The organism is Paracoccus sp. J56 (assembly GCF_019633685.1).
GTDB lineage: Bacteria > Pseudomonadota > Alphaproteobacteria > Rhodobacterales > Rhodobacteraceae > Paracoccus > Paracoccus kondratievae.
Genome location: NZ_JAFL01000046.1, coordinates 1 through 12,424 on the forward strand (window position 1 = coordinate 1; position 12,424 = coordinate 12,424).

Genomic DNA, 12,424 nt, shown 5'->3' on the forward strand with positions numbered 1-12,424 from the left:
TGTCGATCATCTGGAGCTTGTCGGGCGCGAGCTTCGCGTGGTTCAAGGCATCCAGGATGTCCTCCCACAGCCCGGCGAGCGTCCAGCGCCGGAACTGCCGGTAGACAGATGACCACTTGCCAAACTCCTCTGGCAGGTCCCGCCAGGGCGCACCGGTCCGCGCGACCCAGAAAATGCCATCCAGAACAAGTCGATGGTCCGCAGGCTTGCGCCCGTTCGGATGCCGGACGGCTCGGATGAAGCCCTCAAAGAATGCCCATTCGTCGTCGGACATCAGATTGCGTGCCAAGGTCACCTCCCACGTAGAGATGATCTTGAATCACAGCCAGACGCGCAGGGGAATCCTTTTTGTCAACACAACCTAAGCAACCAATTGTAACTTATCAACATAATTTCTTTCTCTCGGCTGCGACTTCGCAATTCAGGGGTATCTTGACGCTGCGTCATTTTCTGACTTTCCAAGCGGCGTCAAGTATTTTTCCGCCAGCAGTGGGGTGCAAATTGGCTGGGGGTGTTCGCATCCCGGGCCGCTGCATGAGGGCGCGGTTTTAAGCGGGCCTGGTGCCTTGCACAGCCACCGGCACAGCGGCGGCTTCAATTCGCTGCCTTGATTTCCAGAAATGACCGCAACCTTGGTGTCATGAAGTCAAGAAAGGCCCGGACCCGGTGCGGCATCCGTTCACTGCCAAGAAACAGCGCGTGCACATCCTCGGTATCGCCTTCGACGGCCTCTGACAGCACTTCGACAAGCGCGCCGGAACGCAGGTCTTCGCGCACGTGAAACTCGCCCATATGTGCAAGCCCCATACCGGCAAGCGCCATCCGCCGCACTGTTTCGCCGTTATTGGCAAGCAAAGGCCCGCTGACACCACGGTCGAGGATTCGCCCGCTGTCGCGCAACGGCCAGACCGGGGTCGAGCGGCGAAAGTTGAAGCCCAGACAGGAATGATGGGCCAGGTCGTAGATTGTACCGGGCGTGCCGTGGCGGCGCAGATAGTCGGGCGAAGCGACGATTTTGCGCGGTGCGGTGCCAAGTTTGCGCGCCGTCAGGCTGGAATTCGCCAGCGTCCCTACGCGAAAGGCCACATCGGTGCGGTCCATGTACAGATCCACGATCTCATCGGACAGCGACAGGTCCACGACAATATCGGGAAACTCTTGCCAAAAGGCGGGAAGCAAAGGCTCGACCGCGACCATGCCAAAGCCGACCGACGCGGTGACCCGTATTGTGCCGGAAATGCGCGCCATGCCATGGGAAAGGTCTTGCTCGACGGCATCAAGTTCGGCCAGCAGGGATTGGCTGCGCTCATAATAGATGCGGCCTTCGTCGGTCACGGACAGTCTGCGGGTCGAGCGTTCGAGCAACCTTACCCCCAGTCGCGCCTCAATCCGGGCGACCAGCTTTGACACGGTCGAGGGCGTCATCAGCATCTGCCGTGCCGCCTCGGAAAAGCTGCCAGTATCGACGACGCGCAGAAAGACCTGCATCTCGCCCACGCGGTTGTCCATCCGGTCCCCATTGATGAAATCACTTCACAGATAATGTGCCAAGCTGGCGCATTATCAAGCACCGCCTTTGCATCTATCTGCAGGTTCATCAAACAGAACCATCCAGCCGCCCCGCCGTGCGAAGGTCGGCGTCTGACAGGCACTCGGTTGCCAGACAGCATGAACAGGAGAAGAACGATGCAATATGTGAAAGCCCATGGCGCCGAGATTCCCGCGCTTGGCTTTGGGGTGTTCCGCATGTCGGACACCGAGGTTGAGGCCGTGATCCCCGCCGCGCTTGAAGCTGGCTTCCGTCATTTCGACACTGCCCAGATCTACCAGAACGAGGCCGCGCTTGGCCGGGCGCTGGTCAGTGCCGGTGCAAAACGGGACGAACTGTTTCTGACCACCAAGGTCTGGGTCGATAATTACAGCGCCGATCGCTTTGCCGCTTCGGTTGATGAAAGCCTGGACAAGCTGGGCGTTGATCAGGTCGATTTGCTGCTGGCACATTGGCCGGGCAATACGGTCCCGGTGGCCCAGCAGATTGAATGGCTGAATGAGGTGCAGGCTGCTGGCAAAACCCGGTTCATCGGCGTCAGCAATTATAACCGCAGCCAGTTGCGTGAGGCGATCTCGGTCAGCGAGGCACCGGTTGTGACGAACCAGATTGAGATTCACCCATATCTCGATCAGTCGGCTATGCTGGGCCTTGCCGCTGAGACCGGCACCGCCCTGACGGGTTATTTCGGCATGGCCGACGGCGCGGTTCCGGGTGATGAGCTGATCTCGCAGATCGGTGCGAAACATGGCAAAACCGCTGCACAAGTCGGCCTGCGCTGGCAGATCCAGCAGGGGATCATCGTTCTGTCGAAAACCGCCAAACCTGCCCGGGTGGCCGAGAATTTCGACATCTTCGACTTTACCCTCAGCGATGATGAGATGAAGGCGATTGGCGGTCTTGCCCGTGCCGATGGCCGTCTGGTCAGCTCCGACGGTCTTGCCCCTGACTGGGCTGCATAAGGAAACCGCCATGACAACGCAGAAATTCAACTGGCCGCTGCTGGCGCTGGCCGTGGGTGCTTTTGGGATCGGGGTGACCGAATTCTCGCCCATGGGGATGTTGCCGGTAATTGCCGAAGGGGTCGGGGTCTCGATTCCTTCGGCGGGGCTTCTGGTCAGCGCCTATGCCATCGGGGTGATGGTTGGCGCGCCGGTGATGACCTTGCTTTTCAGTCGATTTGGCAAGCGGACGGCATTGATGGCCCTGATGGGGATTTTCACCCTGGGCAATATCCTGTCTGCCTTGTCGCCGGATTACTGGACCCTGCTGATCTCACGCGTGGTGACCAGCCTTAACCACGGCGCATTCTTTGGACTGGGCGCGGTGGTGGCGGCCAGCGTCGTTGCCCCTGAAAAACGGGCAAGCGCGGTTGCGTCCATGTTCATGGGCCTGACCATTGCCAATATCGGCGGCGTGCCGGTGGCGACCTGGATCGGGCAACAGATCGGCTGGCGCGCGGCCTTTGCCGGTACCGCTGTTTTGGGGCTGCTGACCATTGCGGCGCTGTGGATGGCCCTGCCCAAAGGCGCACCCGGCGTGCGGCCTGAACTGCGGCGCGAGTTGCGTGTGCTGGCCCGGCCCGAGGTGGTCATCGCGATGCTGACCACGGTGATGGGCGCAAGCGCGATGTTTGCCCTTTACACCTATGTCGCGCCGATCCTGACGAAAGTGACCGGAGTGTCGGACGGTTTCGTCACGCTGGCGCTGGTGCTGATCGGGCTGGGCTTTACCATCGGCAACTGGTTGGGCGGCAAAGTTGCCGACTGGTCGCTTGACGGTGCGACGGCGATCTTTCTTGCCGCGCTGGCGGGGATCATGCTGATTTCGCCCTTGCTTATCAGCACCCCTGTCGGTGCGGCGGTCACCTTGCTGATCTGGGGTGCGGCGGCCTTTGCGATCGTGCCTCCGGTTCAGATGCGGGTCATGCAAGCCGCCCATGATGCGCCGGGCCTTGCCTCGTCGATCAATATCGGGGCCTTCAACCTTGGCAATGCGATTGGCGCGGCGCTTGGTGGTGCGGTGATCAGCGCGGGGCTGGGCTATGCCGCCGTTCCCGTTGCAGGTGGTCTGACCGCTGCGGCCGGGTTGGTGCTGGTCTGGCTGGGTCGTCAGCGTAGCGCCGCCAATGCGGTGACCTGCGAAGCCTGACAGACGAAAGACAGCTGAAAAGCAGGGTCACGGTTGTTGCCGTGACCCTGTTCGCGTTTCTTACCGTTGCAATCAGCACATCACAGGACAGTGGTGCTGAATATGGCGGTTGGCCAGCTTGTGCGCCCGGGGCTGAGGCGAGACCATCAGGTCCGAACCTGGTGTGCCATTCCCCAAAGCCCCGGCGCGGATGCGGAGGGGGTGCAGTTTGGGACTGGCGGCCAATTCGGCCGGGCCAAGCTTGACCAAGCCGACCCAGTGAAGGGGTTGCAAACCGTTGTCGGCGGTCCGGGCCATACCCTCTCCTGGCTGCCAGCACATTCGATGAACGTGCTGCAGGTAAAGCAGACAATACTCGTTTCGAATATCCCGGTATAGAAACCTATCGGGGCGACGGGGTTTGTCTGTCGTGGGCTGCATACCGATAATCTCGACCCGTGATATCTGAGTGATATCCCTTCAGTCATGCGGGGATGGTGCCCAGGGGCCAAAGAACAGGTTATCTGCATGAGCCTGCCGTCCTGCTGGCATGCGCTCGGATTGCCATTTTCATCGTGAACCGTGATGGCAAAGCGGGCGACCACAAAGGTATTATCCGGATGCCGTGTTGTCGGCGGCCATCAGGATCAGGACCAACGGCGTGCCTGGCAGATTGGTGCATATTGGTCAGATAGCCCGTGGAATGCACCTGGGGCTCAGGCCATGAGGTCGGCGTATCATTCCGGCCGCTGCATTTAGCACGCAAGCATTGACGTTCCCCTGTCGGGCGCAGCCAGAGAATAGTTCTCTCTTTCCTGCACGGGCTTTGGAATGGCCAGGAACCTCGACGCAGCGTAGCAAATGACGATGAACTAAATCGTCATTTGGCGGCCAAACCGGTCGCCGGCATACGGCAAGATCGAGGCAAGAATGAAGAACAAGACGGCAATCCCCGCGCTGGCGGCGGTGCTTGCACTGGTCGCCACATCTGCTTTTGGCGCTGTCAAGATCGGTGTGACTCCCGGGGCGCTGGCGGATTCGATCGAGGTCGCCGCCCGCGAGGCCAGGGAAAAGGGCCTTGAGGTCGAGGTGGTCGAATTCAGTGACTGGACCACCCCGAATCTCGCACTGGCGAATGGCGATCTGGACGCCAATTACTTTCAGCATCAGGCCTTTCTCGACAATGCGGTGAAAGAGACTGGTTATGAGCTAAAGTCCGTGGCTCTGGGGATATTGCCGAATATCGGGCTTTACTCGGAAAAGCATGTCTCGCTTGAGGCGCTGCCGGACGGGGCGCGGGTGGCGGTTGCCAACGACCCGGTCAATCAGGGCCGGGGGCTGGTGCTGTTGCAGGCTGCCGGGCTGATCGCATTGCGGCCCGATGTCGGCTGGAAAGCGACGCTTGACGACATCACCGCCAACCCCCGCAACCTGCAATTCGTCGAGATCGAGGGGCCGCAGCTGGTCCGCGCCGTCTCGGACGTTGATCTGGCACAGGGCTACCCGGCCCATTACGTCAATGCCGGGCGCGACGATTTCGCTGGCAGGGCGCTGCTTTACTCCGGGCTTGACGACATCCATTTCGCCATCCGCTTCGTCACCCGGGTGGATAACGCTGACGATCCCGAAATCGCGGAATTCATCAGGATCTATCAAAGCTCGCAGGCGGTACGCGACCGGATCGACGCCTCGAATGCCCATAACCCCGCACTCTATTCGCTGCCCTGGCTTAGCCAGACGGCAGCCAACTGACGGAGACAGCCATGAAACTTGTCACTTTTGCATTTGCCGCCGCGCTGTCGCTGGTCGGCCTGTCCGCCTCGGCCGAGGCGCTTAAGATCGGTGTCGTTCCCGGTGCCTATGGTGATGCCGTGAACGTCGCCGCCGAGGAAGCCAAAGAAAAGGGCCTTGAGGTCGAAGTGGTCGAGTTCAGCGACTGGACCACGCCGAATGTCGCGCTGGCGGCGGGGGATATCGACCTGAACTTTTTTCAGCACCGTCCTTTCCTGGAAAATGCCGAGAAAGAGCGCGGCTATGATTTTGAGGTAGTGGGCCAGGGCATTCTGGCAAACCTTGGGCTATATTCGCTCAAGCATAAAAGCTTTGACGAAATCCCCGAAGGTGGCAGCGTCGCTATCGCCAATGATCCGGTGAACCAGGGGCGCGGCCTGCTGCTGCTGGAAAAGGCCGGCTTGATCAAGCTGAAAGAGGACGTGGGTTTCCTTGGCACGCTTGACGATATTGTCGAGAACCCGCGCAATCTGAAATTCACCGAGGTCGAGGGGCCGCAGCTGGTCCGTATCACCGGCGATGTCGATCTGGCGCAGGGCTATCCGCATTTCATCGTCGCCTCGGGCGCGTTTGACCCGACTTCGGGGCTGATCTATTCGGGCATCGAGGACAAACAGTTCTCGGTTTCCTTTGTGTCGCGCAGCGACAACAAGGATGACCCGCGTATCAAGCAGTTCATCGAACTGTTCCAGCAGTCGCAGGCGGTCAAGGATCAGGTCCATGCCTCGTTCGCCAGCAGTGACAAGCTTTACATCCTTGCGTGGCAAAGCTGATGACGGGTGCGGCAGCAACCCTTGCGCGCAGCGCGGTGACGGAAATTCCCGCCGCCGCTGCGGCCATTCGCAAGGCAGGCACGGTACGGTTCGAGGGGCTGGGTAAGACCTACCGGTCATCGGCCGGAGAGGTGCAGGCGCTCAGCAGCATCGACCTTGACATCCGGGCGGGTGAGATCTTTGGCATCATCGGCCGCTCGGGCGCGGGCAAGTCCAGCCTGCTGCGCACCATCAACCGGCTTGAGCGTCCGACAACCGGCCGGGTTCTGGTCGATGGCGAGGATATCGCCCTGCTCGATGAGGCGGGACTGGTCGCCCTGCGCCGCCGCGTCGGCATGATTTTTCAGCATTTCAACCTGCTGTCCGCCAAGACGGTTTATGAAAACGTCGCGCTGCCCTTGCGGGTCGCGGGCGTGGCACGGGACGAGATCACACGCCGCGTTGATCAGGCGCTGGATCTGGTCGGTCTTGCCGGCAAGGGTGGAACCTACCCGTCGCGCCTGTCGGGTGGGCAAAAACAGCGCGTCGGTATCGCCCGCGCGCTGGTCAGCCGTCCCGAGATCCTGCTGTGCGACGAGGCGACCTCGGCGCTGGACCCAGAAACAACGGTTTCGATCCTGCGGCTTTTGCGGGATATCAACCAGCGGCTGGGACTGACCATCGTCCTTATCACCCATGAGATGAGCGTGATCCGTGAAATCTGCGACCGGGTGGTGGTGCTGGAGCGCGGAGAGATCGCCGAACAGGGCGAGGTGTGGCAGGTCTTTGGCGCGCCCCGCCATCCGGCCACGCAGGCGCTGCTGCAACCTTTGCAGCACGGCCTGTCCGAGGATCTGGCCGACCGGTTGCACGAGACCCGGCGCGGTCCCGAGGATCAGGCGGTGGTCGAGCTGACCTTTGCAGGATCAGCCGTGCCGGATCTGGCGCAGCTGACTGAACTGGCCGGAGGCAGGGGGCTGCGGCTTTTATCTTCGCAAATCGACCGCATTCAGGGTCGCGCCATCGGCAAGCTGCTGCTCGCGCTGGGGCCGGGGGGCGATGCAGAGTTTCCGGCGCATCTCGCCGACAGGACAAGGATCATCGGATATGTTGACGACACAGATGGTTGACCGCCTGCAACAGGCGCTTTGGGATACGGTGCTGATGGTCTCGGTCTCGGCCGGGATCGCTGTGCTTGCGGGGATACCTCTGGCAGTGTTTCTGGTGACCTCGGGGTCTGACGGGATCTTTCCGGCACCGAGGCTGAACCGCATTATCGGCACTGTGGTGAACGGATTCCGAGCCGTGCCTTTCATCGTGCTGCTGGTGGCGCTGATCCCCTTTACGCGGCTGGTCGCGGGCACGACGATCGGTGTCTGGGCGGCGATCGTGCCGCTGTCGGTGTCAGCGACCCCCTTTTTCGCGCGGATTGCCGAGGTCTCCTTACGCGAGGTTGATCCGGGGCTGGTTGAGGCCGCACAGTCCATCGGCTGCCGGCGTTGGGACATCGTGCGCCATGTGCTGCTGCCCGAGGCACTGCCGGGAATTGCCGGCGGGTTCACCATTACCGTTGTTTCGATGATCGGCGCCTCGGCCATGGCGGGTGCTGTCGGTGCGGGTGGTCTGGGTGATGTGGCGATTCGCTATGGTTATCAGCGGTTTGACACCACTGTCATGCTGGTGGTGATCGCGATCCTGATCCTGCTGGTTTCGGCTGTCCAGTTTTCGGGGGATCATGCAGTCAGGCGGCTGAAGGCGCGCTGAAATGAATGTGGGGGCTGACTGCCCCCACACCCCCGTGGATATTTTGACACGAAAGAAGGACTATTGCGCCGCCACCGCCGGGCCGGGGCGGAAGTTTGCAACTGTGTGGCGGTCGGGCAGGCGGTCGCCCTGGCCGAAGATCTTGTGGCGCAGCGTGCCTGGTGCGTATTCAGTCTTGAAGCTGTCGCGGGTTTGCAGTTCCGGCACGATCAGATCGGCGAAGTCTTCGTAAGTTTCGGGCGTGGCGAGGCGGGTGAGGTTGAAGCCGTCAATGTCGCCCTCGCGCACCCAGGATTCGAGTTCGTCCGCCACCTCGGTCGGCGTTCCGACAGCAAGGGGGTAGCGCCCGCCGAGCGCGAGCTGGTTGAGCAGATCGCGTTTGGTCCAGCCTCGGCTTTCGGCCAGTTTTGTTGCCGACTGAATCGAGTTTGTCGGCCCGTAAGGGATCGGGTCGTCCAGATCATAGCGCGAGAAGTCGATGCCTGTCGAAGCGGCGAAATGGGCAAGACCGGCCTCGGGGCTGGAATGGGCCCGATACTCAGCCAGCTTTTCCAATGCTGCCGCCGCGCTGCGGTCGGTGATGACGTTGATGCCGATGATGATCTTGACATCCTCGGGGCGGCGCCCGGCAGCGGCGACGGCGGCGCGGATGCTTTGCGCGGCCTTGCGAGCCAGCTGTTTTTCCGGGGCCGAGATGAAGACGCATTCCGCGTGTCGTGCCGCAAAAAGCTGGCCGCGGCCCGAGGTTCCGGCCTGAAAGAGCACCGGTGTTCTTTGCGGCGAAGGTTCCGAGAGGTGCCAGCCCTCGACATCGTAGAAACGTCCGTGGTGGACGACCTTGCGCACTTTGGCCGGGTCGGCATAGACGCGCGCCGCACGGTCCCGGATCACGGCATCGTCGTCCCAGGACCATTCCCAGAGCTTGTAGAGCACCTCGAGATATTCGTCGGCCTGATCATAGCGCAGGTCGTGATTGGTCTGCCCGTTCTGGCCCACTGCGCGTGCGGCGCTGTCGAGGTAGCCGGTGACGATGTTCCAGCCGATCCGCCCTTGTGTCAGGTGGTCAAGCGTCGAGATGCGGCGGGCAAAGGTATATGGGGCCTCTTGGTTGACATTGACCGTGACGCCGAAGCCCAGGTTCTGCGTCACGGCCGCCATGGCCGAGATCAGCAGGATCGGATCATTGACCGGCAGTTGCACGGATTCGCGCAAGGTCACATCTATCCCACCACCATAGACGTCATAGGTGCCGATGATATCGGCCAGAAACAGCCCGTCGAACAAGCCGCGCTCAAGCGTTCGGGCGAGGTCGGTCCAGTAGTCGAGCCGGGTATAATCTGCCGAGCGGTCGTGGGGATGGGTCCATTGGCCGTGGTTGATATGGCCCACGCAGTTCATGTTGAAGGCATTGACGATAATATGCTTGCCAAGGCGGGCCATTCAGATCGCTCCGTGTCGCGGCGGGTTGATACCGTTCAGGCTGTGATTGCCGACGGCATGGTATTTCCAGCGCACTGGATCATGCAGCGTATGGGTACGCACGTTGCGCCAGTGGCGGTCGAGGTTGTCCTCGGTCAGCGTGGCAGAGGTGCCGGTCAGTTCGAACAGTTTCGACGTGGCGAGAAGGCCAGCTGTGGTTGTCAGCGCCCGGGCGGCGGCGACGGACAGCGAGGCTTGCGCAACGGTGAACTCGGTCGGATCGGCGATGGCCTCATCGACAGCGCGGCCGGCGCGGTCGACCAGCGCTTCGGCAGCGCGCAGTCGGACCGAGACCTCACCCACACCTGCGACCAGCAGCGGATCATCGGCGGCGCGCTGGACTTTGGCGTCGATCCAGGGCCGCGCGCGGTCGCGGATAAAGGGCAGGGTGGCCGCAAAGGCGCCTTTGCCGATGCCAAGGTCGATCGCCGCATGCAAAAGCTGCGCGAGCGGGCCGATGGGCGTTGGGCGTTCAAAGCTTGCCTGAAACGGAATGACCCATTCGGGACGCACCTCGACACGGTCGAAGGCGACCGAGCCCGATCCGGTGCCCCGCTGTCCAAACCCGTCCCAGTCATCGGTGATGCTGACCCCGGGCGCGTCGCGCGGGATAAAGACGAGCTGCTGACGCTCATCCTCGTCGACGACCAGCGTCGGGATCCAATGGGCATAGATCGCACCGGTGCAGTAGAACTTGCGCCCCTCGACCAGCAGGCGGCCGTTGTCGTGAAAAAGCCGGGTGCGGCGTTTGAAGTCACGCGCGCCGATCTCTGCCAGCGCATTGCCAAAGCGGTGCCCGCTGAGCGCCAGCCTGTCGAAATAGGCGCGCTGCTCTGGGCTGCCGCCACTGCGCAGGACCTCAAGCGCATAGAAATGGTTCTGCGGGATCTGCGCCAGCGAGCCGTCGGCGGCACCGATGATGGCGATGACGCGCGCCAGTGTCACCGCGGATACACCTGCACCGCCGTGTTCGGCCGGTATGGTGATGCCCCACAGGCCCGAGGCCGAAAACGCCTCGAGTTCATCCCAGGGCAGGACGCGGTTGCGGTCGCGGTCCGAGGCGCCGGGTGCAAAACCAGCGGCAAGGCGGTGGGCGGCCCCGATCGCTTCGGCGTCGTCGGTGATCACATGCACGTCGCGGGGCGGAGGAGCGGTTCTAATCATCTCAGTTCCATTGATGGCGGGCAGGCAGGGCACCGTTCAGGTGCCAATTGCCCAGCAGGTGATATTTCCAGCGCACCGGGTCGTGCAGCGTATGAACGCGGGCATTGCGCCAGATGCGGCCAAGGTTCGGCGCGGCACGGGTCGCGGCCGATCCGGCAAGCTCGAAAAGCTTTTCGGCGGCGTTAAGCGCGATCTCGGTCGTCAGGATCTTGGCTTCGGCCACCGCGACCGAGGCGCGGGCGCTGGCCTCGGCGGTCACCTCGTTGGCGGCGATTTCGTCAAGCAGGCGCGCGGCGTCATGCAGAACCGCGCGTGCAGCCCACAGGTCGATCTGCAACCGCCCGACATCGCCAATGATATAGGGGTCGTCCTGGGCACGCTCGACCCCGGAATCGACCCAGGGACGGGATTTCTCGCGCACAAAGCGGATCGCCTCGTCCAGGGCTCCGATGGCGATGCCGCTGTCGATTGCCGCCTGGATCAGCTGCGAGACCGGCCCGGCCAGACCCGGCGTCTCGGCCCGCTGCCAGACGGGGATGATCTGATCCTCGCTGATCGGCACATCTTCAAAGATCACGCTGCCCGAGGCGGTGGTGCGCTGGCCAAAGCTTGACCAGTCGTCAATCACACGCACGCCCGGCGCGTCATGGGGAACCCAGACCTGCACCGGGCGGCCCTGTTCGTCATTGGCCCGGGTGGGGATCCAATGGGCAAAAATCGCCCCGGTCGAATAATAGCGGTGTCCGTTCAGGCGCAGCCCCTGCGGGCCACGGCTAAGGCCGGTGGTGTTATGGGTGACCACAGCGCGGCTTTTCTCGGGTCCGGCATTGCCGATGCGGGCGCCGGCAAGCACGTCGGCGAACCAGCGCGCCTTTTGCTCGGGGCTGCCGGCCTCGGTCAACAGCTGGATGACGCCGAAATGGTTCTGCGGGATCTGGCCCACCGAACTGTCAGCCGCGCACAGAATCTCGAACACCTCGGCCAGGGTCAGATAATCCAGTCCCGGCCCGCCATAGGCGCGCGGGACGGTCAGGCTGCCAAGGCCCGAGGCCGTAAAGGCAGCGATTTCGTCAAAGGGCAGGATACGCTGGGCGTCCCGCTCGGCCGCCTTGGGGGCCCAGTCGGCGGCAAGACGGTGCGCGGCCTCCAGCGCCTGTTCGCGGGTCTCGATCCATGCGGGCACCACGGGGACGGGGCTTGCCGCCCCGGGTCGTGCTTGCGGAGGTTGGATGGTCATGGCGGATATCCTGTCCTTGCAGTCTGGCTGGCCCGCGGTTCCGGCATCAGACAACCGCCCCCGTCCTGCCGATTGTGGCGGGGGGGTGACCGGCGTTCTGGCGCTTGGGGTGGGCAGGCCAAATTCACGACTAAGGTTAACGTGATTTCTGGCCGCCGCCATTCCAAAGATCCGGGCCGCAAGAGAACAAGTTTCCCCAGAGAGGCCGCGCGAGAAAATCCATCTGCCCCTGAGAGGGTCGTTAGGGTCAGGACTCATAACCAATAAATGACGATTGCGGCGAGGGCGATGGCTGAGAGGAAGACCTTTGGGCATCTGTCATATCGGGTTGCCACACGCCGCCAATCCTTGAGCCTGCCGAACATGATCTCGATCCTGTTGCGCCGTTTGTATCGGCGCTTGTCGTACTTCACCGTCATCTTCCGCTGTTTTCGACCAGGGATACACGCCCGTATCCCCTTGTCTTTCAATGCTTCTCTGAACCAGTCGGCGTCATAGCCGCGATCCCCGAGCAACCAATCGACATCCGGCAGGCTGCTCAACAATGCCCGCGCGCCA

The 12,424-nt window shown here is 62.3% G+C and carries 13 protein-coding genes; 6 read left to right on the forward strand and 7 right to left on the reverse strand.

Annotated features, from left to right (window positions below; genetic code table 11):
* A partial coding sequence (locus tag M511_RS18145; RefSeq protein ID WP_139824637.1) for a transposase occupies positions 1-295 on the reverse strand: 295 nt, incomplete at its 3' end.
* A 299-nt stretch (positions 296-594) separates the two neighbouring features.
* Positions 595-1,509 (reverse strand): LysR family transcriptional regulator, encoded by a 915-nt coding sequence (locus M511_RS18150; protein WP_010394514.1) that lies wholly within the window; start codon positions 1,507-1,509, stop codon positions 595-597.
* Between the two features lie 177 nt (positions 1,510-1,686).
* Here M511_RS18150 and M511_RS18155 point away from each other — a divergent pair, with 177 nt between their 5' ends.
* Complete coding sequence (locus M511_RS18155; protein WP_085503100.1) at positions 1,687-2,511, forward strand: aldo/keto reductase; 825 nt, start codon at positions 1,687-1,689, stop codon at positions 2,509-2,511.
* A gap of 10 nt (positions 2,512-2,521) precedes the next feature.
* On the forward strand, positions 2,522-3,700 hold the full coding sequence (locus M511_RS18160; protein WP_010394510.1) for an MFS transporter: 1,179 nt from the start codon (positions 2,522-2,524) through the stop codon (positions 3,698-3,700).
* Between the two features lie 72 nt (positions 3,701-3,772).
* On the opposite strand, the gene M511_RS19355 is transcribed toward M511_RS18160, so the two are convergent.
* Positions 3,773-3,997, reverse strand: coding sequence for a Hint domain-containing protein (locus tag M511_RS19355; protein ID WP_240547699.1), 225 nt, complete (start codon positions 3,995-3,997; stop codon positions 3,773-3,775).
* 612 nt (positions 3,998-4,609) lie between these two features.
* Here M511_RS19355 and M511_RS18170 point away from each other — a divergent pair.
* From M511_RS18170 to M511_RS18185, 4 genes are read left to right on the forward strand one after another with little or no spacing between them, the layout of a single operon-like run.
* Positions 4,610-5,431, forward strand: coding sequence for a MetQ/NlpA family ABC transporter substrate-binding protein (locus M511_RS18170; RefSeq protein WP_010398965.1), 822 nt, complete (start codon positions 4,610-4,612; stop codon positions 5,429-5,431).
* 11 nt (positions 5,432-5,442) lie between these two features.
* Positions 5,443-6,243, forward strand: a complete 801-nt coding sequence (locus tag M511_RS18175) for a MetQ/NlpA family ABC transporter substrate-binding protein (protein ID WP_085503104.1) — start codon at positions 5,443-5,445, stop codon at positions 6,241-6,243.
* Positions 6,243-7,352 (forward strand): methionine ABC transporter ATP-binding protein, encoded by a 1,110-nt coding sequence (locus M511_RS18180; protein ID WP_240547700.1) that lies wholly within the window; start codon positions 6,243-6,245, stop codon positions 7,350-7,352. Before M511_RS18175 ends, M511_RS18180 begins: the two co-directional genes overlap by 1 nt.
* Positions 7,330-7,986 (forward strand): methionine ABC transporter permease, encoded by a 657-nt coding sequence (locus M511_RS18185; protein WP_010398958.1) that lies wholly within the window; start codon positions 7,330-7,332, stop codon positions 7,984-7,986. Before M511_RS18180 ends, M511_RS18185 begins: the two co-directional genes overlap by 23 nt.
* A gap of 60 nt (positions 7,987-8,046) precedes the next feature.
* Here the strand turns inward: M511_RS18185 and M511_RS18190 are convergent, their stop codons facing one another.
* From M511_RS18190 to M511_RS18205, 4 genes are all read right to left on the reverse strand, one after another.
* Positions 8,047-9,426: an LLM class flavin-dependent oxidoreductase gene (locus M511_RS18190; protein ID WP_010398957.1), complete on the reverse strand. Its 1,380-nt coding sequence runs from the start codon at positions 9,424-9,426 to the stop codon at positions 8,047-8,049.
* Positions 9,427-10,629 (reverse strand): SfnB family sulfur acquisition oxidoreductase, encoded by a 1,203-nt coding sequence (locus M511_RS18195; protein ID WP_085503108.1) that lies wholly within the window; start codon positions 10,627-10,629, stop codon positions 9,427-9,429.
* Position 10,630: 1 nt separating this feature from the next.
* Entirely contained in the window at positions 10,631-11,866 is a 1,236-nt protein-coding gene (locus M511_RS18200) for an SfnB family sulfur acquisition oxidoreductase (protein WP_085503110.1), read from the reverse strand.
* Between the two features lie 254 nt (positions 11,867-12,120).
* Positions 12,121-12,424, reverse strand: a 304-nt coding sequence (locus M511_RS18205; protein WP_139824638.1) for a transposase, incomplete at its 5' end; no start/stop codon positions are given.